The sequence below is a fragment of the Tenacibaculum gallaicum genome (assembly GCF_003387615.1).
Lineage (GTDB): Bacteria > Bacteroidota > Bacteroidia > Flavobacteriales > Flavobacteriaceae > Polaribacter > Polaribacter gallaicus.
Genome location: NZ_QUNS01000002.1, coordinates 422,290 through 446,376 on the forward strand (window position 1 = coordinate 422,290; position 24,087 = coordinate 446,376).

The window sequence follows — 24,087 nt, forward strand, 5'->3', positions numbered from 1 at the left end:
TTTTATCGAGTGTAAAATTCACTTTTTTGACGAAAATAAATACTAATATTTTAAAAGAAAATATATGGCAGATGGCGAAAAGTTGATCCCTATCAACATTGAAGAGCAAATGAAGTCCGCATACATCGATTATTCAATGTCGGTGATAGTATCAAGAGCATTACCAGATGTAAGAGATGGTTTAAAACCAGTACATAGAAGAGTTTTGTTTGGTATGCATGAATTAGGAATTAAAGCTACTGGTGCATATAAAAAGTCTGCAAGAATTGTAGGAGAGGTATTAGGTAAGTATCACCCACATGGAGATACTTCGGTGTACGATTCTATGGTGCGTATGGCACAAGACTGGAGTGTACGTTATATGATGGTTGATGGACAAGGGAACTTTGGTTCTGTAGATGGTGATAGTCCAGCAGCAATGCGTTATACTGAGGTACGTATGCAAAAAATATCAGAAGAAATGTTATCTGATATTGAAAAAGATACAGTAGATCATAAATTAAACTTTGATGATACGTTGCATGAGCCAACCGTATTACCAACACGAGTTCCTAACTTATTAGTAAATGGAGCATCAGGTATTGCAGTAGGTATGGCAACTAATATGGCACCACATAACTTAACAGAAGTTATTAATGGTACTATTGCGTATATAGCTAATCGTGATATTGAAATTGATGAGTTAATGCAACACATCAAAGCACCTGATTTTCCAACTGGAGGAATTATTTATGGATATGATGGTGTAAGAGATGCTTTTCATACAGGTCGTGGACGTATTGTAATGCGTGCCAAAGCTACGATTGAAGAAGTAAAAGGTCGTGAGTGTATCGTTGTAACTGAGATACCTTATCAAGTAAACAAAGCAGAAATGATTAAGAAAACTGCTGACTTGGTAAATGATAAGAAATTAGAAGGTATTGCTAGTATTCGTGATGAATCTGACCGTAAAGGAATGCGCATCGTTTATGTATTAAAGCGTGATGCAATTCCTAATATTGTTTTAAATAAATTATTTAAGTACACACAACTACAAACATCGTTTAGTGTAAATAATATTGCACTGGTAAAAGGTCGCCCAGAGCAATTAAACTTAAAAGAATTAATTCATTATTTTGTAGAACATAGACATGAAGTTGTTGTTCGTAGAACAGAGTTTGAATTAAAGAAAGCCGAAGCTCGAGCACATATTTTAGAAGGGTTAATTATTGCATCAGATAATATTGATGAGGTGATTGCAATCATCAGAGGTTCTTCAAATGCTGATGAAGCTCGTGAAAAATTAATTGAACGTTTTGAGTTGTCAGAAATTCAAGCACGTGCAATTGTAGAGATGCGTTTACGTCAGTTAACAGGACTAGAGCAAGATAAATTACGTGCGGAGTATGATGAGATTATCAAAACTATAGCAGATTTAAAAGATATTCTTGCAAACGAGCCAAGACGTTATGATATAATCAAAGAAGAATTACTTTATATTAAAGAGAAGTATGGAGATGAGCGTCGTTCAGTAATTGAATATGCAGGAGGAGATATGAGAATCGAAGATATGATTCCTAACTCTAAAGTAGTAGTAACTATTTCGCATGCAGGGTATGTGAAGCGTACAAACTTAGATGAATACAAAGTTCAGAATAGAGGAGGGCGCGGACAAAAAGGAGCGACGACTCGTAACGAAGATTTCCTAGAGCATTTATTTGTAGGTACTAACCACCAATACATGTTGTTCTTTACCCAGAAAGGAAAAGTGTTCTGGATGCGTGTATACGAAGTTCCAGAAGGAGGAAAGAATACGAAAGGAAGAGCGATTCAGAACTTAATAAACATTGAACAAGACGATAAAGTAAAAGCATTCTTAGTAACAGGAGATTTAAAAGATGAAGATTACATCAATAATCACTTTGTTATTATGGCTACAAAGCGTGGTCAGGTTAAGAAAACGCCTTTAGAACAATATTCACGTCCAAGAGCTAATGGGATTAATGCTATTACTATTAAAGAAGGAGATGAATTGTTAGAAGCGAAATTAACGACTGGAGATAGCCAAGTAATGTTAGCGCTTAAGTCAGGAAAATCAATTCGCTTCGAAGAGGCTAAAACACGTCCAATGGGAAGAACAGCATCTGGGGTTCGTGGTATTACATTGTCACACGAAAAAGATGAGGTAATTGGTATGATAGCTGTAAATGATATGGAAAGTAATATCTTAGTAGTTTCAGAGAAGGGATATGGAAAACGTTCTAAGTTAGAAGATTATCGTATAACAAATCGTGGAGGTAAAGGAGTTAAAACATTGAATATATCAGAAAAAACTGGTAATTTAGTAGCTATTAAAAATGTTGATAACTCTAATGACTTGATGATTATTAACAAATCGGGTTTAACTATTAGAATGGCAGTTGAAGACTTGAGAGTTATGGGTAGAGCAACTCAAGGTGTTAAGTTAATCAATATTAAAGATAATGATGATATTGCTGCGGTAGCAAAAGTTATGCATGAAAAAGACGAAGAAGAAAATGGCACAGAAATTGAAAATGAAACGAATGAAAGTCAAGAACAACAATAAATAAACCATAACAAAAATGAAAAAACAAATCTTAGCCCTTTCTTTAGGATTAATGTCGTTGGGGGCAATCGCTCAAAAATCAGAACTTAAAGCTGCTGAGAAGGCTATAAAAAAACAAGATTTTACTACAGCATTAAGTACCCTTAACGCTATTGAGGGTTCTTTAATGATGAACGGTGAAGATAAATATAAGTCTAAATTTTACTTTTTAAAAGGAAAGGCATTAGCAGCTAAAAAAGATTATAAAGAGGCAGGAGAAGCTTTGAATGCTTTATTAGCAATGAAAGAAAATAAGTATACTGATGAAGCTAAGCCTATCTTAAACCAATTGATTCAAGAGGTTTCAAAAAAAGCGGTTGATTTATATAATAATAAGAAAGACTATAAAAATGCAGCAGAAGATTTTTATTTAACATATGTATTAAGTCCTACGGATACTTCTTTTGCTTTTAATGCTGCGGTTTCAGCTACTCAGGCTAAAGACTATGATAAGGCTATTGAATATTATAGAGAGTTACAAAAAATAGGTTATACAGGTGTTGAAAAACAATATGTAGCTACAGACAAAGCTACAGGTAAGGTAGAAAGTTTTGGTAATGACAAAGCAAGAAGAGATTTAATGGTAAAAACAGGGAATTATGTAAAACCTGAAGTTAAATCTTCTGACTCTAAATCAGCAACAATTGTTAAAAATGTAGCTTTAATTTTAAAAGAGCAAGGAAAAACAGATGAAGCTATTGCAGCTTTTAAAGATGCTCGTGCTTCTAACCCTAAAGATTTAAATTTAATTTTAAATGAAGCTCAGTTATATGTTGAGATGGGTAAAATGGATAAGTTTGGAGAGTTGATGAATGAAGCAGTAGCTTTAGATCCAGAAAACCCAACTTTATACTATAATTTAGGCGTTGTAAACTTTAACGAAGGTAGAATGGATGATGCTAAGAAGTATTATACTAAAGCTGTTGAGTTAAAGCCAGATTATGCTGATGCTTATATGAATTTAGCAGTAGTAGTTTTAGATAAAGAAAAAGCTATTGTTGAGGAAATGAATAAAAACTTGTCAAATTTCAAGAAGTATGATGAGTTAGCAGCTAAGCAAAAAGAGGTTTACAAAGAAGCTATTCCATTTTTAGAAAAAGCTGATAGTTTAAACAGAAATGTAGAAACTGTTAAAACTTTAATGAATTTATATGAGGTTTTAGAAATGAGCGATAAAGCTTCAGAATATAGAGATTTATATCAATCAATGAAATAAGAAATTTATTTAAGTATAAAAAAGCCGAAACTTTTAAAGTTTCGGCTTTTTTATGTAGTAAAGTTAAATAGTTTAATCAACTAAACGTTTAATAACTCTAAGTTTATGAGTGTGTTGTTGTGTATCAACATTATAAATGCCGCTATGATCTAATTTGTCAATACGAACTTTACCATGAGCATGTATAATGTTGTAGTCATTCATAATAATTCCAACATGAGTAATAATGCCTTCTTCATTATCAAAAAAGGCTAAATCACCTGGTTCGCTCTCTTCAATAAAACTCAATACTTCACCCTGTGTAGCTTGTTGTTTAGCATCACGAAGTAAGTTGTATCCACATAATTTATATACAGTTTGGGTAAAACCAGAGCAATCGATTCCAAAAGGAGATTTACCACCCCATAAATACGGAACATTTAAGAATAAAAAAGCAGCTTCAACTATAGCAGATTTTGCTAATTTATTATTACACACTCTGCCCTCATATAAAAAAGAGGTATTGTTAATATTGATCTTATTATTTTTAAACAGAGGAAGGCGAGCTCCCATAGGAATAGTGGTTAAATTACTATTATTATCGGTAATAAAATCGATTAATTCACCAGCATAGTGCTTTTTTTCTTTTGATAAAAGGATGTGTATTTCTTCTGAAATTTCTTCGTATTGTTTATTATCTATGTATCCTTCATAGTTGTCGAAAGCTAAACGGATTTTACTCCATTTTTTAGATTTTTCTATAACTTCGAAGTGTTCACCAAAAACAACTTGATTAACCATTTCTGAAGCATCAGAAGGTTCTAATCGAAGAGGAACAATACTTAAATTACAAATTCCAAAGGACATCTGCTAGTAGGGGCTTTAAAAAATTAAACTCTTTCAATTACCATTGCACTAGCACCACCACCACCGTTACAAATTCCAGCAGCACCAATTTTAGCATTGTTTTGTTTTAAAATAGAAGTTAAAGCAATAATAATTCTAGCTCCAGAAACCCCTAATGGGTGCCCTAATGAAACCGCACCACCATTTACATTTACCTTATCTGCTGATAAGCCTAAAATTTTCATATTGGCTAAACCAACTACAGAGAAAGCTTCGTTTAATTCAAAATAATCAACATCATCAATAGCGACTCCAGCTTTAGCTAAGGCCTTAGGTAGGGCTTTTGCGGGAGCTGTAGTAAACCATTTTGGCTCGTGAGCAGCATCAGCATATCCTTTAATTTTAGCTAATGGGGTTAACCCTAATTCAGTAGCTTTTTCGGCAGACATTAATACTAAAGCAGCCCCACCGTCATTAATTGTAGAAGCGTTAGCAGCAGTTACTGTACCTTCTTTTGTAAATGCAGGACGTAAAGCAGGAATCTTTTCCATTTTCACGTTTTTATATTCTTCATCTTCTGAAAAAATAATAGGCTCACCACGACGTTGAGGTATTTCTACAGGAACAATTTCATCTGCAAATTTACCTTCGCTCCAAGCTTTTGAAGAACGGTTATATGATTCTACAGCAAAATTATCTTGGTCTTCTCTTGAAAATTTATACTCTACAGCACATTCATCAGCACAAACTCCCATAGCTACTTGCTCATAAGCATCTACTAATCCATCTTTTTGCATTCCGTCTTCCATTTTAATAGGACCGAATTTAGAACCTGTTCTGGCATGTTGGTAATGAGGAATCATACTCATATTCTCCATACCTCCAGCAACTACAATTTCAGCATCACCTAAAGCAATTGTCTGAGCCGCTAACATGATAGACTTCATTCCTGATGAACAAACTTTATTTACAGTAGTACATGGTACAGTATCTGGAATTCCAGAAAAAATGGCAGCTTGACGAGCCGGTGCTTGACCTAAACCTGCTGAAACTACATTTCCCATAAAAACCTCTTCAACCATTTCTGGTTTTAGGTTAATTTTATCTAAAGCTCCTTTAATGGCTACAGCACCTAATTTTGGTGCAGGTGTAGTTGATAATGTTCCTAAAAAACTACCAATTGGAGTTCTTGCAACCGATACTATTACTACTTCTTTCATGTGCTACTATTTGTTAATTTTTATTTATCCCAAAACTACAAACTAACCAAAATAATAAAGTTGTTAAGTGCTTAATAATTATTTTACGACTATTGTTTTCGTGTATTGGGTGAATTGTATTAAGATTTGTTTTGCGAAAATAACCATTTTATAATAAGTACTCAAATTATAGAGAAAGGTTATATTTACATTTTATAAACATCAAAAATGAACGATTTAATTAATAGATTGTATAAGAATAACACGATAATTTACAAAGTATTGTTGTTTCTAATTACAGTTACTGCCATAGTGTATTTATTTCCTAAAGGAGGACAGTTTAAATACGATTTTCCGCAAGGAAAACCTTGGCAATATGATAATTTATATGCTCCTTTTGATTTTGCTATTCAAAAAACTTCTGAAGAAGTAACCGAAGAAAAAAAGGAGCTTGAAAATGGTTCAAAAAAATATTTTGTAGTTGATACATCGGTAAAAGCTGAGGTATTAAGTTTATTTACTAATGAAGTTACAAACCTTGACTCTTTATCAACTAGTGCGATTAGAGGTTTAATTAAAAAAGGAGAGAAGCTTATTGATAAAATATACTTGTATGGCTTTTTAGACGATGCAAGTAATGATAAAGCAAGCAGAGGAGATGTAGTAGTGTTACGAAAAGGGAACTCTATTGATGATGTTCCGTTTTCAAGGTTAATACAAACCAAAGATGTGTTAAGTTTTTTACGAACTAATACAGAAGATCTTCAGTATTACAAACAACGCTTACTTATAAACTACTTATCTAGCAATTTACGCCCTAATGTAACTTATGATTATAAATACAGCGAAAAGGAATTAAATGAACGTTTGCAAAGTATTTCTTATGCAAAAGGAAAAGTCTCAAAAGGAGAATTGATAATTTTAAAAGGAGATATTGTTGAAGGAAGAAAGTACAATGTTTTAAAATCGTACGAAGTAGCATCGAGTTCTAGAATTTGGACAAAGTCTAATTATAACTGGATAGTTTTTGGTTATACCGTTTTAGTGGCTTTAGCATTACTAATGTTATTGCTCTTTCTTGAAAGATATCGATTTGAAATATTCAACGATAACAATAAAGTAACGTTTATCTTCTTTAATGTTTTTTTGATGATTTTTGTGCAGACGATGGTGGTGAAGTATAATTCAGAGTATTTGTATGTTGTTCCACTAAGCATTTTGCCGATAGTACTAAAAGCTTTTTTTGATGCTCGATTAGGGCTGTTTACCCATGTACTTACAGTGTTACTATTAGGGTTTATTGTACCTAATAGTTTTGAGTTTATTTATTTACACATAATTGCAGGAATCGTAACTATTTTAACTGTTTCAGAGTTATATAAACGAGCGAGTTTGTTCATGTCGATAGGACAAATTACGCTAATTTATATGGTAACTTATTTAGCTTTTTCTATTTTAAAAGAAGGAAATGCTGATAAAATAAATTGGATGTATTTTGGACTGTTTGCTGCCAACGGCTTATTGTCATTTTTAGCTGTGTTTTTTATTTATTTTTATGAAAAACTTTTCGGGTTAGTTTCTGATGTAACCTTATTAGAGCTTTCTAATACGAATTCAAAGCTATTAAGAGATTTAAATGAAAAAGCACCAGGAACATTCCAACACTCTATGCAGGTGGCTAATTTGGCAGAAGCAGCAGCGAATGAAATAGGGGCGAATTCTATGTTAGTACGAACAGGAGCATTGTATCATGATATAGGTAAAATGGTAAATCCGATGTATTTTACCGAAAATCAATCCACAGGAGTAAATCCTCATAACGATTTGTTACCTGAAGATAGTGCACGCATAATTTTAGACCATGTAATTAATGGAATTGAACTAGCAAAAAAAAATAAACTCCCCGATAGAATAATAGACTTTATCCGTACACATCATGGAACAAGTGTCACTTATTACTTTTATAAAAAAGAACAAGAAAAGAATCCAGATGTAGACATAAAAAAATTTCAATATCAAGGACCAATTCCATTTTCAAAAGAAACTGCTATTTTAATGATGTGTGATGCAGCTGAAGCAGCTTCTAAGAGTTTAAAAAACCCAACAGCACAATCTATAGATAATTTAATTGATCGTATTGTAGACAAGCAAAAAAACGATAATCAGTTCATAAATTCTGATATTACTTTTAGAGAAATAGAAAAAATTAAAAAAATTATTAAGAATAAGTTAATGAATATCTATCACTTACGAGTTGAGTATCCAGAATAGGTAATTTTTTTATTAAAAAAGTTTGTAGAAACGTATATATAGTTATACATTTGCACTCGCAATTTTTAGTTCGCGTTTCGGCAAGAATTAAAGGAGAGGTGGCAGAGTGGTAATGCAGCAGCCTGCTAAGCTGTCATCCTTCGGGATGCCCGGGTTCGAATCCCGGTCTCTCCGCAATAAATTGCAGATGACCTAATCGGGGTGTAGCGTAGCCCGGTCATCGCGCCTGCTTTGGGAGCAGGAGGTCGCAGGTTCGAATCCTGCCACCCCGACACTGTTTTCGTAGAAACATAAAAACTACGGGCTCGTAGCTCAGCTGGATAGAGCACCTCCCTTCTAAGGAGGCGGTCATAGGTTCGAATCCTATCGGGCTCACAATAAGCTTCACTAGAAATAGTGAGGCTTTTTTGTTTTATAGATTTTTTTACAGTTCATACCTGATATTGTATAAAAAGTAATCTTATATTTTAGTCAATATCGGTGATTTATGTTTTTGATTAGTGTTTGATAAAATTAAAAGTCAGTATACTAAGGGCTAGAGTTATACTTTTAAGATAAGAAACCTTAGTGTTTTTATTGAGTATAATTGTTAATGTTGTGTTAATTAGCAAGATATGTATGTGTATGGTGTTGGTTTTTAGTTTGTTAATTAATAATGAGCTTTTATTCGAAAAAAGAAAAACTACCCTTTTGTTTAGGTATTTCTTTTTTTGATAACTTATTTTTGTAATAAAATTAACTATGATGAAACATAGGTATTCTAGAAATAGGTTATACTTAAATCCAAAAGAACAAGAGCTTATTAAAAGTTACCCAATTTTATTGGGAGGGGCTGGTATTGGAAGTATAATAGCTGAATGTGCATTGCGTTTTGGATTTGAAAATATAACTATAGTTGATGGAGATCAAGTAGAGGACTCTAACCTAAATAGACAAAACTATACTGAAGGAGACGTATCAATTAATAAAGTAGAGGCTATAAAAGTGAGGCTTGAGTCTATAAACAGTAAGGCAAATATTAAAATTCATAATTGTTTTTTAACAAGTGATAATGTTGAAGAGTATATAAAAGGGCATAAAATAGCGATTAATGCATTAGATTTTTCTTCAGAGATTCCTTTGATTTTTGATGAAATTTGCCAAAAGATGGATATTCCTGTTTTACATCCATACAACTTAGGCTGGGGTGGCTTAGTGACAATTATTTCTCCTAAAGGATTATCGTTAAATTCTATTGCAAGAAAAGGGAGGGATTTTAATGAATTAAACGTAGTGGAGTATGTTTCTAGTTATATGAGATTTTGGGGGGAACCTCAGGAGTGGTTAGAAGATATTATTGATAAATTTAAAAATGAAAGAGAAAAACTGTCACCTCCTCAATTATCAGTTGGCTCATGGGTTGTAGCAGGGATGTGTACACACATACTTTTTAATATAACTACACAAAGGGAAGTTAAGAGCTTTCCTGAGTTTTATTTATCTTCATTAGAAGGTTAAAACTAAATTAGTTTATTATTAGTAGCATATACAATTGCTTCTGAAATATTTGCAACCTCTAATTTTTCAAACAACTTTCTTCTGTGAAATTTTACTGTATCAGGAGAAACATACATTGTTTCAGCCATTTCATTAATGGTAAACCCTCTTACAGAGTATCTTAAAATTTCTTTTTCTCTATTAGATAACTCTATTTTTTCTTCTACTTTCCAGAAATCACCCTTCAAATCATATCTAAAAATTTTATTTTCACCTTTTTTAGATATTCTGATGTTTCCAGAGTTTTGTTCATTGGAAATTGATATTATGCAAATAGCTTTCCATATTTTTCCTTCATTAGTTAGAAATAAAGGTGTGAGTTTCTGGTTAATTAAAAGTATTTTTCCTTCTTTATTTTTTAAATGAAAATCATAGGAAATAGAATGGTATATTCTCTCTTCAATAGGTATTTTTTCATAAAAATCAAAACCAACAGTATTTATTTTTAAAAGTAGCTCTAAATCTTCAGGTATTACATAATTAAAATAAAAAAGGTATCCCATCTCCTTAACCTCTTCTGCGGTATGGCCGCATAAAAAAAGAGGGTTTTCAGAAACGAACTCAAAACCTTTTTTTTGATAATCAATTACATAAATACTTTTGTAAGTGGTTCTAGCAAAAGCTTTTATAGCCTCTGCGTAATTTGCAGTCTGTTTTTTATCTTCATCAGAAACATTGTATACAGTGTTTCGTGATGAAAAAAAGTCATTCACGTCATTCATAGATTAGGGGGGGCTTAGACCCCAAATAAAGTAAATAATTTAGTAATAAACAATACTTTTTTTCTAAATGTAACTCTATTCCTGCTTAGCCTCATGAATTCTTGTATCTACTACTATTTTGTGTAGCGAGTTGGTGACTTTAACTAGCTAGATTTGAGCGTATAATAAAAAATATAATACTTATGGAGAGTTATTTAGAAAGGTTGTCAACCAGTGAGGTGCTTAGTTTATCAAAATTCGTAGTTGAGGAAAATTTCAATCATCATTTAGAATACAATGGAAAAATAACGATGGAAAAAGATATTTTATCAGTGTATCAAGAAGAAATAAAATACATTGAAAGTTCTAAAATTTTTGTTTGTAAAGATGATAAGGGGGACATAACAGGAGCTATACGAGTTTTAAGATGGAATTATATAGATAAGTTACCAATTGAGAATATTTTTGGAATAAACCCTTTATTAATTGTAGAAGATAAAGAATTACACGAAATATGGCATATAGGACGATTTGCTATAAAAAAAGGGGGTAAAGATGTTAATTTGTTTAAAAAATTAATGGTCTGTGCAATATCTCCCATATGCAGTCATGAAGGTAATATAGCTTTTGCTGAATGTGATAGTAAACTATTACGAATACTTTTTTTATTAGGAATTAAACCTAAAATTGTAGGGAAGCCAATTAATTATTTAGGGTCGGAAACCATACCAGTAAGCTTACCTTATTGTGGTCTTATAGATTTTTACAAGAAAAATAAATGTTTAATCTCAGATAACAAGTTATTGTAATATTAGGTATGAAATTGAAAACTACCCTTTTGTGTAGCTTTACACCTTTTTTTGAATACTATATTTACGGCGTTCTAATTGAAAAATTAAATAAAATAAATCCCTTGTGATAGGGAGAAGCGAAGCTGTGTTTCGCAGTTGTATATTATGATGAAATTTGATTGTGGCTGGTACGTATTATACGTTAAATCTTGTTGGGAAAAGAAAGTACATGAATCACTAAAGGAAATTTCTTTAGAGTCATTTTTACCTCAAGTAAAAACAATTAGGCAGTGGAGTGATCGGAAAAAGGTTATAATGAAACCATTATTTCCTTCATATGTATTTGTATATATAAATTCATCTTTAGGGTTTCATAAAGCTCTTTCTGTAAATGGAGCTTTCTCTTACATTCGCTTTGGTAAAGAATATGCAAGAGTGCAGGAAAAAGAGGTTAATCAAATAAAGTTTTTAATTGGGGATGAAAATATTGATGGGGTAGAAGTAACTACACAGCGTCCTAAAGTTGGTGAAGTGAAAAAAATTACTTACGGTCCTTTAGAAGGGTTAGACTGTGAAATCATTAAAGTATCTAACCTTAATAAAATTATTGTACGGATAGACTCGTTACAGCAGAATATTATGGCAACAATTCCTTTGCATATCTTATCAGAACCACGTATAAAATAGATTAATATCTATTTTATCTAAAAAGGCTTTAACTATTAAATTTAAATAGTATTTGTGAAATAAAGCTAAGTATATAAGATTATTAATGTAGCTGTAAAAGAAGAGTGACTTTATATCCTTTCAGTTATCAAGAAACAGTTAAAATAAGCCTTAATTTATAACTAAGTATTGCTTTTACTTTATTCTAAAATACAAGAAGTTAAACATGAAGATCTTTTAACGGCTTATTTAAGTTCTTTTCCAAGGAAATATAAAGAAAGACTTTTAAGGTATCAAAGATGGCAAGACGTTCAATTATCCTTATTAGGACGATTGCTAATAAAAGAAGGTCTATCATACTTTGAAAAAGAAATAGATTTTAAAAAATTGATGTTTACAGAGTATGATAGACCTTATTTTAAAGATAACGACATACAGTTTAATGTTTCTCATTCAGGAGAATTAGTAGTTGTAATTTTTACAAATAAACTTGTGGATATAGGTATAGATATAGAGAAATCACATCCTATAAAAGTAACAGAGTTTAAGGAGCAAATGACTGGATATGAAGAGCAAAAAATATTTAATTCAGAGTGTCCTCAAGATGAGTTTTTTAAGTACTGGACACAAAAAGAAGCAGTTTTAAAAGCAACAGGAAGAGGGTTGTCAATTCCACTAGAATCATTTGAAATAAAAAACAATAAAACTAGTGTTGAAGCTAAGACATTTTTTGTTTCAAAGATAGATTTGCAGAAAGAATATACATGTCATGTTTCTCAAAATAAGAAGTTTACTAGTGAAGATATTACAGTAAAAAAAATTGATATTAAAGAGTTTTTAGAGATATAAAAATAGGATTACTTCATAAAGAATTTTCATAAAAAGTTGTACATACTACATTGGATACTATTAAAGAACAAATAAAAGAAGACTATTGGTCTCGAAAGGTTGAAAGAATTGGTGTTATAAATACTTTAAACTTTAAAGTAGATTCTAAAATAGAAGAGGTTATAAATTTAGAAAGAATATCATACTTTCTTAAAATTTCTAATTCTGGAGAGGCTGCAGAATATACAATTTTATTAAGTGTATTTAATGCTTTGTTAAACCGATATTTTGAAGTTAAAGGGGTAGTATCTACAACTAATTTAAAAGATGGGGCTTTGTTATTTGTTTTATCTACAGAAAATGGGACTAAATTTTTTAAAGAGTATCTCAATGAAGTTAAAAATGAAGTTCAGAAGGCTTATAAATATTCTAATGTTGAAATAGAGAACACTTTTGATAGTTTAGTAAAAAGCTCCCTTTATTCTTTTACTTATAATAGTTTAGATAGTGCTTCTAGCCTAATACAAACTCCTTTTAATTTACATATAGAGAAAACTAATCAAGGGTTATCTGTCAGAATTTTGTTTGATGAGGATTTTGTTAGCGAGAAAAAAGTTTATAGCTTTTTTAAATCTTTTGAAAACTGGTTGGTTAATTTAGAAAGTTATATTGATAAAGAAATAAGGAGTATTCCACTGGTGTTTAAAGAAGAACGTTCTAAGCTATTAAAAGAACTCAATAATACTTCCTTAAAATACAACGAAAGTACAACTCTTGTTACTCTTTTTGAAAAACAAGTGTTTAAAAGCCCTAAAAAAACTGCATTTAAGTTTAAAGATGAAGAAATAAGTTATCAGTCATTAAATAATGAAGTTAATCGATTTGCGAGGTTTTTAATTCAAAATAAAGGAGTACAATCAGGAGATATAATAGGAATAAAGTTAAAAAGAAATGAAAAGCTATTAACAACAATTTTAGGTGTTTTAAAAGTAGGAGGAACCTATGTGCCTATTGATATTAATTATCCTAAAAGTAGAATAGAATATATCCTAACAGATAGTAAGTCTAAATTAATAATTGATGATACTATTTTCAATCAGTTTAAGAGATGTAAAAAGGAATTGTCTCCAGAGAATTTAGATTTAGAATTAGATTGTCGCTCTTTAGCCTATATTATTTATACTTCAGGAACAACAGGCAACCCAAAGGGAGTTATGATTACTCATTTCAATGCAGTAGCTTTAATTAAATGGGCAGAAGTAGAGTTTGATGATTCTAAATTTTCAATAGTTTATGCTGCTACATCCCATTGTTTTGACTTATCAATATTTGAAATGTTCTATGCATTATCAATAGGTAAAAAAATAAGGTTACTAAAGAATGCTTTAGATATTAAGAAATACTTGAACGAATCGGAACAGATTTTAATAAATACTGTGCCTTCTGTAATGAGGAGTTTAATAAAAGAAAAGGCAGATTTAGATAATGTGAGGGTTATTAATTTAGCAGGAGAAAAGTTTCCCGTTGATATTACTGAAAAACTATTTCAATATAATAATCATATTGAAATAAGAAATTTATATGGCCCATCAGAAGATACCACTTATAGCACTGTTTATAAACTTTCTAAAAAGAAGTATAAAACAATTCCGATAGGAAGACCAATTGCAAATACGGAGGTATATGTTTTAGATGATTATTTACAATTGGTTCCAATTGGAGTAAATGGTAAGTTATACCTTTCTGGGTATGGGCTCTCAAATGGGTATTTGAACAGAAAAGACTTAAGTAACGAGAAGTTTATAGTTAATCCTTTTAAGAAAGGAAAGTTAATGTATGACACCGGAGATTTAGTAAGATGGAATGAGGACGGTGTTTTAGAATTTGTTGGAAGAAGAGATAATCAAGTTAAGTTAAATGGATATAGAATAGAGTTAGAGGAAATAGAAAATGTCTTTGTTAAATATTCAGATAAGATTACTCAGGTTGTTGTTGACTTAATGCAAGTTAACAAAGGAAGCGTGCTTATTGGTTATTATGTAGGAAGTGAATTTTTCAAGGAAGATGAATTAAAAAAGTATTTAAAAACCAAACTTCCTTCTTATATGATTCCGGGAAGCTTTGTAAAATTAAAAGAAATCCCTTTAAATTCTAACGGTAAAATAGATAAGAAAGCTCTTTCAAGTTTGGTGTCTGAACTTAGTAGAAAAAGAGAATATATAGCTCCTAAAACTCCTAAAGAAATAAAAATAGCTAAGATATGGCAAAGTATTATTGGAATTGAAAAAATTGGAGTAAATGATAGTTTTTTTGATTTGGGAGGACACAGTTTAATGATTTCTCAAGTTATAAATAAAATATACAAGGAGTTAAATAGAACTATTTCTTTTAAGGTGTTTTACAAAAACCCTACAATACAAGGGGTAATTAAGAACTTGAAAAATCAAAGTTTTTTAAGTATCGACAAAGCACCGAAAAAAGAATGCTATAAAGTAACGTTTTCTCAGTTAAGGGTTTGGGTGTTGAGTCAACTGCATAATGCTGAGAAAGCATATAATGTAACTGCTGCAGTTAGGTTATCAGGAGAATTAAATATTCAAGATTTAAGTAATGCTTTTCAGCAATTAATAGATAATTATGAGATTTTAAGAACAGCTTTTATACTTGATCAGGAAGGACAATTAAAACAATATATTTTAAAATATAAAAAAGTTGATTTAAAGGTTGTAGATTTTTCTTCAATGAAAAATAATCAAGATAATGAGATAAATAATTATATCCAAGACTTAGAAATTAACTACAATTTTGAGACAGGAAATTTATATGACTGTTATCTTTTTAAACTGAATGATTCGAAATTTATTTTATATTTTTCTGCTCATCATATAATTATAGATGGTTGGTCTTTGGAAATTCTTGTTTCTAAAGTTTTAAGCAATTATGAAGATTTAAGACACAAGGAAGAATTAGTTAGTGAACCGTTAGAAATTCAGTTTAAAGATTATTCAGAATGGTTAAATAAAAATATATCATCTGGTTTTGAAGAAGAAAAGTATTGGCTTCAAAAATTCAAGAACAGTCCGCCCGTACTTGAACTACCAAGTTTTAAAAAGAGACCTTTAAAGAAGACTTTTTCAGGAGAACAAACTCATTCAGTAATAGAAGGTTCTTTGTTGAGAAGTTTAAAACAGTTTTCTAGTAATAATGAGGTTACTTTATTTATGACTTTAATGTCGGTAATAAAGGTTATACTTTATAAGTATTCAAATCAATCAGATATAACAGTGGGGATACCTATTGCAGGTAGAGAACATCTTTCTATAGAAAATCAGATAGGACTTTTTGTAAATACACTTGCAATACGCTCGAATTTTAATGGGCAAATGAACTTTCTTGAATTATTAGATATAGAAAGAGAAGAATTATTAGAAGCGTATAGTAATCAAAATTATCCTTTTGATTTACTGGTTAAAAAGTTAGATTTAGAAAGAGACTTATCGAGATCACCTTTGTTTGATGTAATGGTAGTTTTACAAAATCAACAGCAATTATCAAGTTTAAAAAAGGAAGAGGAAGAATCATCTTTAAAAATAGAAAAGTATCACATTAATAGAGATGTAGCTCAATTTGATATTTCATTTGTTTTTTCAGAATATGAAGAAGAATTGACTTTAGAGGTTGATTATAATACCGATATCTATGAACATGAATTTATTCAACGAATTCATACGCACCTTAATATACTTTTACATAAAATTATAAACAAACCTGATGAAGTAGTTGATGCAATTTCTTTGGTTGAAGGAGAGGAAAAAGAAGAACAGCTATCTATGAGTCAAAGATCTGTGATTAAACAAAATTTTGGTAGTAATGTTTTAGAATTATTTGAAGATAAAGTTCAAGAGGCTCCAAGTGAAATTGCAATAGAATATAAAGAAAGAAAAATAAGTTATAAGGAGTTAGATGTTTTATCTAATGAATTGGCTAATTTTCTGTTGAGTAAAACAAATATCAATGTAAATGATATTGTAGTAGTTTCTTTAGAAAGAAGTGAATGGCTTATAATATCAATTCTAGCCGTTTTAAAAACCGGAGGAGCTTATTGTCCTGTAGATCCAGATTTTCCGGATTTGAGAAAGTTCTATATAAAAGACAGTACAAAGTCAAAAGTAGTTTTAGATGAGGTTTTTTTAAATGAGTTTTTACAGGTTAAAAATAAGATTAGTTCAGGTATTAAAAATAGAACTACTTCACAAGATTTAGCATATGTTATTTTTACTTCAGGTTCTACTGGAACACCTAAAGGAGTGATGGTATCTCACGCTAGTTTAACCAATTTCTTAGAGTTTTATAATCTTGAAAAAACCAGAACATCATTAACCTGTAATTTTATTTTTGATGTATCTGTAATGGAAATATTTTCAGCAATTACCTCAGGAAGTATTCTTGTTATTCCAGAGAAGCATGTTGTTATGTCTCCAAGAGAGTATGCTTCTTTTCTTTATGAAAATAAAATAAAACATTGTTATATACACCCGATGCATTTAGAGGAAATAAGTATGAACTTATCCTTATATAATAATTTATATTTAGAAAGAATACTTATTGGAGTAGAAGGAATTAAAAAAGAGGCGATACAATGGTATTTTGATAAAAAGATTAGAATAATTAATGGTTATGGACCTACAGAGGCAACAATTTGTTCTAGTTTTTACGAAGTAGAGGATATAAACAGTATTAGCACATCAAATTTACCAATAGGTATTCCATTACCAAACTATCAGTTATTAGTTTTAGAGGAAAACACAAATGTATTAGTCCCGAAAGGAGTAATAGGTGAGCTATGTATATCTGGAGCAGGTTTGGCTAAAGGGTACTTAAATGATCTAGAGTTAACAAAGAAAAAGTTTCAAGAGCACCCTTTTGTAGAAGAAAGTAAAATTTATAGAACAGGAGATTTAGTAAGATGGCTTCCAAGTGGTAATCTTGAATTTATAGGAAGACGAGATCATCAAGTTAAAATTAGAGGATATAGAATAGAACTAGAAGAGATTGAGCAAGCTTTGTTAAATCATCCAAATATTAAAAAAGCGGTTGTTCTTGTAAAAGAACAAGAACATATTAAAGATATTGTTTCTTTTATTGTAGGAGATTCTTTACCAATAAATGATATAAGAGAGTTTTTAAGTAAAAGGCTAGCAAATTATATGCTACCAACTTATTATGCTTTTATTGATGAAATACCGTTAACAACTAATGGAAAGATAGATAAAAAACTATTATTGGGTATTGATAATCTTCAAAAATGTACTAAAAAATATATTGCTCCCAGTACTGAACTAGAAATAAAACTAGTAAAAATATGGGAGGATACTCTAGAAGTAAAAAATATTGGAGTTATTGACAATTTTTTTGAATTAGGAGGGCATAGTTTAAAAAGTATTAAACTTATCAATAAAATTGAAAAGGAGCTAAATTATCATATTAAAATAAAAGAAATATTCGCTTATCCAACTATTAAAGAATTAGTTACTAGATTAAAAAAGAAAACCTATAAACCAATAGAGAAGGTATTATCAGGTTCTTTGGTAAAAGTTACTTCAGCACAAAAAAGACTTTGGATTTTAAGTCAATTTGATAAAGGATCAGAAGCATATAATATTCCTGGAGTTTTAAAATTAGAAGGTACTTTGAATGTTGATTCTTTGAAAAAATCAATCTATAATGTAATTGAAAGGCATGAGAGTTTAAGAACTTATTTTGTTAATTATGATAATGGTATTTATCAAAAAATTAAGTCTTATGATGAAATTAAGTTTGAGATAGATTATTTATGTTTTCAGGATTATAAAAGTATAAATGACCTAATAGAAAAGGTGAGTTCTAATAGATTTGATCTCTCAAAAGCTCCATTGTTAAAATTGTGTCTAGCCTCTGTTTCAGAAGAAGAATATTACCTAATATTCAATCTTCATCATATTATAGGAGACGGTTGGTCAATGGAGGTTTTTATAAAGGAATTGACTAAGTTTTATAATGAAGAAAAGAATGAATTACACTCTTTAAATATTCAATATAAGGATTATGCCAATTGGTTAAATCAACAAGTTTTAAATAATGAATTTGATAATTTAAAAGAATATTGGTTAAATAAATTTGCAAATGGTGTTCCTGTTTTAGAATTACCTACTTATCAAAAAAGACCACTAATAAAAACATACAACGGGGCTAGGGTTTACTATGAATTTTCAGAGGAAGTTTCTAATAAATTGGAACTTTACTTAGCTAAGAAAGAAGTAACATTATTTATGCTACTAATGGCAGGTTTAAATGGTGTATTATCTAGATATACAGGGCAAACAGATATAGTTTTAGGAACTCCTGTTGCAGGAAGAGAACATCCTGATTTAGAGGGTCAAATAGGTTTATATCTAAATACTTTAGCCATTAGAACAAGTTTTGATATGAATCAGACTTTTGAAGATTTGTTAAGAATTCAAAAGGAAAATTTAATAGAAGCATACGAACACCAATTTTATCCGTTTGATACATTAATAGATGAATTAAAGCTAAAAAGAGATCCTGCAAGGTCAGCTTTATTTGATGTTATGGTAGTTTTACAAGATGAAGTAAGCTCTACCGGTAGGTATGATAGTTTAAGAGGAGGCGTAAAAGTGTCTTCTGTAATAAGAGACTATAGGAAAACGAGTCAATTCGATATTACATTTTCTTTTATTAATTCAGCTAAGGGATTGTCTGTTATAATTGAATATAATACAGATTTGTATACAAAGGATTTTATTAGCAGATTAGGAAAACACCTAGAGAACTTTTTTAAATATGTTATTAATGACTCAAAAGCTAAACTTAACGAAGTAAATTATTTATCAGATAAAGAAAAGTATGAGTTAGTTTCCGAGTTTAATAACACAAAGTCAGATTATCAGAAAAATAAAAATGTCGTTTTATTATTTGAAGAACAGGTAATAAAATCACCTAATAATGAGGCTTTAATATTTGAAGATAAGTCTCTAACTTATTTTGAATTGGATGAGTTATCGACTCAACTTTCTAACTATGTTTTACAAAATAATGAAATTAAAAAAGAAGATTTTATAGGTGTTAAGTTAGAAAGGAGTGAATGGTCTATCATATCAATATTAGCAGTCTTAAAGTTAGGAGCAGCCTATGTGCCAATAGATATTAACTATCCACAGGAAAGAATTGAATATATAGAAAGTGATACTAATTGTAAGCTAACAATTAATGAAGAAATAATATTAAACTTTTTAGTTTCAGATAAGAATTCAAAAAAAGTATACAGAGATATCTCTTCTTCAGATTTAGCTTATGTTATGTATACTTCTGGGTCAACAGGTAAGCCAAAAGGGGTTATGATACCTCATAAAAGCATTATGCGTCTAGTAAAAGAATCTAATTACTATCATTTTACTAAAGAGGATGTATTACTTTCAACAGGAGCTTTTTCGTTTGATGCAACTACTTTTGAGTACTGGGGACCATTATTAAATGGAGGAAAACTCATCCTTAGCTCAAGAGAAAAATTATTAGATTCAAATACTTTAAAGTTTTTAACGCTTCATAATAAGGTTAATATTATGTGGTTTACATCTGGTTGGTTTAATCAACTAGTAGATGATCATATTGATGTATTCGAAAGACTCTCTACAGTTTTAGTAGGGGGAGAAAAGCTATCTTCAGGACATATTAAAAAAGTAAGGTCAAAATTTAAAAATTTAAAAATTATTAATGGGTATGGACCAACAGAAAATACAACATTTTCATTAACCTACAGTGTAATAGATGTAAAAGAGAATATTCCTATTGGTTATCCTGTTAGTAATAGCACTGCATATATATTAGATTCATCTGGTAAATTATTACCAATAGGCTGTATAGGAGAAATATACTTAGGAGGTGATGGACTAGCTAAAGGATATTTAAATTTTGACAGTTTAACAAATGAAAAGTTTATAACAAACCCTTTTAATCCCAAAACTAAATTATATAAAACAGGAGATTTAGGGAAAAGATTACTCAATGGAAGTATTTGTTTTGAGAGAAGGATTGATAATCAGGTTAAGATAAGAGGGCATAGGATTGAATTAGGTGAAATAGAAAATGTATTGTCTTCTTTTTCATATATAGCCAATGTCGTTGTTATATTAAGTGATTTAAAAAAACAAAAAGTTATAGTAGCGTATTTGACGACTCTTAATAAAATAGAAGTTTCAAAAATAAGAAGAGATTTAAAAGAAACTCTTCCAGATTATATGATTCCTAACTATTTCATTTTTATAAATGAAATTCCCTTAACTCCAAATGGGAAAGTAGATAGAAAAGCATTACCAGCAATTAATGAAGAGTTTGAGAGTGGTATTATAGAAAAACCAAAAAACGAAACTGAAAGGAAGGTACAAAGTATATGGGAGTCAGTTTTAGGAGTAGCGGGTATCGGTGTTAATAATAACTTTTTTGAGTTAGGTGGGCATAGTTTGAGTGCTGCAAAATTGATAAATGAATATAAGAGAGTTTTCAAAGTAAAATTATCGATGAAATTGATTTTTACCCATACAAGTATTAGAGATCACGCTCAATTAATATCAAATACACCTAAGCTTGTAGAAACAAGAATACCAAAAGCAGTAAATACAGAATATTATCCTATAACTTCAAATCAAAAGAATATATGGGTTGCAAGTCAATATAAAGAAGGGTCAAAAGCTTATCATATGTCGTTTAACTTTGAGGTAACAATGAATGCCAAAAAGCTTGAAAAGTCAATTGAAGAAGTAATTAAGCGATACGAAATCTTACGAACTGTATTTGTTGAATCAGAAGAAGGTAAAATATATCAAAGAGTTTTGACTTTTGAGGAATTGAAGTTTAGAGTTCATTATGAAGATTATAGACATTCTTCAGATATTTTAAGTTGTGTAAATGAATATGTTTCAAAAGAAAATGAAACATTATTTAGTTTGGAGACTGGTCCTTTGATGAGAGTTTCAATGTTAAGGGTAAGTGATCTTAATTATATGCTTTATGTAAATATCCATCATATAATTTGTGATGCTTGGTCTATTGAAATTTTGATAAATGAAATCCTGAATGAATATAAAATTAGCAAAGATATTTCAACGTTAAAAAGAAAAGAACTACCCATGCAGTTTAAGGATTACTCTAGTTGGAAATTAAAACAAGATATTAACTGTGGAAAAGAATCTAAGAGTTTTTGGATGAGTCAATTACAAGGAGAGTTACCTAAAATTGAACTTTCAATATCTAATACCCGTCCAAGAGTAAAAACATATAATGGAGGAATTTATTCAGGAGTTATAGATACTAGAGATTCTGAAAAAATATTCACGTTTGTTACAAATAAAGAGGTGTCCTTATATATGCATGCTCTTGGTGTATTACAAATTTTACTTTATAAATATTCACTACAAAATGATATTATAATTGGTAGCCCTACAGCAGGTAGAAATCATTCAGACCTAAAAGACCAAATAGGGTGTTTTATAAATACTGTAGCTATTAGATTAAAATTTAAAGAAGATGAACTCTATGAAACTAGTTTAAAACGAATAAAAAATTCAGTATTAAAAACTCAAAAGTATCAAGATTATCCATTTTATAAATTATTGAATGATATTCAGTATGAAAATGATCCTTCTAGAAGCTCATTGTTTGATATAATGTTAGTTATGGTTCAAAGTAATATTACAGAGAAAAAGTTTCCTTTAGAAAATACAGTTCTAGGTAAGATTAATAAGAAAAAGGTAAGAAGCAAAGTAGATTTAACTTTTTTTATAAAGGAAAGCAATGGGTTAATTGAAACTCAAATAGTATATAATTTAGACTTATACACGAATTCAGTTATTGATAAATTGTATGCTGAATTTGAAACTTTATTGATAACCATTTCTGAAAATAATAATCTAACCATAGGTAACTATATAGATGAAATTAGAGATTTATCTGAAAAAGTTGAGCAAAATGAATTTTCAGAATTGCTTAATGAAACTTTAGGAGAAGACTTCTAGAAGAAAAAATAATCAAATAAGAAACCGTAAAAATATACTTTAACAAATGAGTAATAACATACACAAATATCAGGCATGGAGTTTACCAAACTTTTTAAAGATTCCACAGGTAAAAACATATCTTTCTGAGGGTGAGATTAAAGCAATCAGAACGGTAGGGAGTGTATTACCATTTAAAGTAAATAATTATGTGATTGAAGAATTAATAGATTGGAATAACATTCCGAATGACCCAATTTTTCAATTAACATTTCCACAAAAAGAAATGCTCTCTGAAAAGCATTATAAGTTAGTTTCTGAAGCTATTGATAGTAATATGAATAAGCGTGAAATGGTTGAACTTATTAATAGAATTAGACAAGAATTAAACCCACACTCAAGTTCTCAAGTAGAAAACATTCCTCTTCTAGATGGAGTACCTCTAACAGGCATTCAGCATAAGTATAAAGAAACAGTATTGTTTTTTCCAAGTAATAGTCAAACATGCCATGCATATTGTACATTTTGCTTTAGATGGCCACAATTTGTTAATCTTGATGCTGTAAAATTTGCCATGAAGGAAACTAATTTATTAATTAAGTACATAGAGAATAATAAAGAGGTAACAGATTTATTATTTACAGGAGGAGACCCAATGATAATGAAAGCGTCAATTTTTAAAAGATATTTGGAGTCAATACTGAAGAATAAAGTTGGAAATCTACAAAATATAAGAATTGGCACTAAAGCTCTTGGGTATTGGCCGTATAAGTTCTTGACGGATGATGATGCAGATGAAATTATAGCCTTATTTGAAGAAATTATAGCAGCAGGTTATAATTTAACTATTATGGCTCATTTTAATCACCCTAATGAATTGAAAACAACAGCGGTAAAAAAAGCTATTAAAAGAATACTTTCAACGGGAGCTCAGATACGAACTCAGTCTCCTATTATGAAATACATAAATGATTCAAGTGAGGCTTGGGAGGAGATGTGGAGAGAACAAGTAAAGTTAGGATGTGTTCCTTATTATATGTTTTTGGCGAGAGATACAGGAGCTCAATCTTATTTTGCAGTTACTTTAAATGAAGCTCTAGAAATATATCAAAATGCATATAGAAAAGTAGGAGGTCTTGCAAGAACAGTAAAAGGACCAGTTATGTCAGCAAATCAAGGAAAAATACAGGTATTGGGTGTTAATGAAATTAATAATGAAAAGTTATTTAGTCTGCGTTTTAACCAAGCAAGAAACCCTAATTGGGTTGGGGCACCTTTTTTTTCAAAATATAATGAGAAAGCTGTTTGGTTAAATGATTTAATTCCAGCTTTTGGAGCAGAAAACTTCTTTTTTGAAAAAGAACATTTATTTCAAAATATTTAGTACGCATTAGAATAAATTA

12 protein-coding genes and 3 tRNA genes are annotated in these 24,087 nt (G+C 30.1%); 12 read left to right on the forward strand and 3 right to left on the reverse strand.

Annotated features, from left to right (window positions below; all coding sequences use genetic code 11):
* Positions 1 to 64 precede the first annotated feature (64 nt).
* Positions 65 to 2,566 (forward strand): DNA gyrase subunit A, encoded by a 2,502-nt coding sequence (gyrA, locus tag C7448_RS06340; protein ID WP_115900522.1) that lies wholly within the window; start codon positions 65 to 67, stop codon positions 2,564 to 2,566.
* Positions 2,567 to 2,582: 16 nt separating this feature from the next.
* Positions 2,583 to 3,821 (forward strand): tetratricopeptide repeat protein, encoded by a 1,239-nt coding sequence (locus C7448_RS06345; protein ID WP_115900523.1) that lies wholly within the window; start codon positions 2,583 to 2,585, stop codon positions 3,819 to 3,821.
* A gap of 72 nt (positions 3,822 to 3,893) precedes the next feature.
* On the opposite strand, the gene C7448_RS06350 is transcribed toward C7448_RS06345, so the two are convergent.
* Together C7448_RS06350 and C7448_RS06355 are read right to left on the reverse strand one after the other, a co-directional pair.
* Entirely contained in the window at positions 3,894 to 4,667 is a 774-nt protein-coding gene (locus C7448_RS06350; protein ID WP_115900524.1) for a C40 family peptidase, read from the reverse strand.
* A 23-nt stretch (positions 4,668 to 4,690) separates the two neighbouring features.
* On the reverse strand, positions 4,691 to 5,866 hold the full coding sequence (locus tag C7448_RS06355; RefSeq protein WP_115900525.1) for an acetyl-CoA C-acyltransferase: 1,176 nt from the start codon (positions 5,864 to 5,866) through the stop codon (positions 4,691 to 4,693).
* Between the two features lie 207 nt (positions 5,867 to 6,073).
* Here C7448_RS06355 and C7448_RS06360 point away from each other — a divergent pair, with 207 nt between their 5' ends.
* From C7448_RS06360 to C7448_RS06380, 5 genes are all read left to right on the forward strand, one after another.
* Positions 6,074 to 8,116: an HD family phosphohydrolase gene (locus C7448_RS06360; protein ID WP_115900526.1), complete on the forward strand. Its 2,043-nt coding sequence runs from the start codon at positions 6,074 to 6,076 to the stop codon at positions 8,114 to 8,116.
* Positions 8,117 to 8,208: 92 nt separating this feature from the next.
* A tRNA-Ser gene (locus C7448_RS06365) sits at positions 8,209 to 8,290 on the forward strand.
* A 23-nt stretch (positions 8,291 to 8,313) separates the two neighbouring features.
* A tRNA-Pro gene (locus C7448_RS06370) sits at positions 8,314 to 8,388 on the forward strand.
* A gap of 29 nt (positions 8,389 to 8,417) precedes the next feature.
* Positions 8,418 to 8,491: transfer RNA gene (locus C7448_RS06375), tRNA-Arg, on the forward strand.
* A gap of 366 nt (positions 8,492 to 8,857) precedes the next feature.
* A complete protein-coding gene (locus C7448_RS06380) occupies positions 8,858 to 9,613 on the forward strand; it encodes a ThiF family adenylyltransferase (protein WP_317124706.1) in 756 nt (251 codons plus the stop codon).
* A gap of 2 nt (positions 9,614 to 9,615) precedes the next feature.
* Here the strand turns inward: C7448_RS06380 and C7448_RS06385 are convergent, their stop codons facing one another.
* Positions 9,616 to 10,374 (reverse strand): response regulator transcription factor, encoded by a 759-nt coding sequence (locus tag C7448_RS06385; RefSeq protein WP_115900528.1) that lies wholly within the window; start codon positions 10,372 to 10,374, stop codon positions 9,616 to 9,618.
* 182 nt (positions 10,375 to 10,556) lie between these two features.
* Here C7448_RS06385 and C7448_RS06390 point away from each other — a divergent pair, with 182 nt between their 5' ends.
* From C7448_RS06390 to C7448_RS06410, 5 genes are all read left to right on the forward strand, one after another.
* Positions 10,557 to 11,162: a hypothetical protein gene (locus tag C7448_RS06390; RefSeq protein WP_115900529.1), complete on the forward strand. Its 606-nt coding sequence runs from the start codon at positions 10,557 to 10,559 to the stop codon at positions 11,160 to 11,162.
* Positions 11,163 to 11,312: 150 nt separating this feature from the next.
* Positions 11,313 to 11,831, forward strand: coding sequence for a UpxY family transcription antiterminator (locus C7448_RS06395; protein WP_115900628.1), 519 nt, complete (start codon positions 11,313 to 11,315; stop codon positions 11,829 to 11,831).
* Between the two features lie 168 nt (positions 11,832 to 11,999).
* Complete coding sequence (locus tag C7448_RS06400; protein WP_115900530.1) at positions 12,000 to 12,659, forward strand: 4'-phosphopantetheinyl transferase family protein; 660 nt, start codon at positions 12,000 to 12,002, stop codon at positions 12,657 to 12,659.
* 50 nt (positions 12,660 to 12,709) lie between these two features.
* Positions 12,710 to 22,705, forward strand: coding sequence for a non-ribosomal peptide synthetase (locus C7448_RS06405; protein WP_115900531.1), 9,996 nt, complete (start codon positions 12,710 to 12,712; stop codon positions 22,703 to 22,705).
* Positions 22,706 to 22,751: 46 nt separating this feature from the next.
* Positions 22,752 to 24,068, forward strand: a complete 1,317-nt coding sequence (locus tag C7448_RS06410; protein WP_115900532.1) for a KamA family radical SAM protein — start codon at positions 22,752 to 22,754, stop codon at positions 24,066 to 24,068.
* Positions 24,069 to 24,087 lie beyond the last annotated feature (19 nt).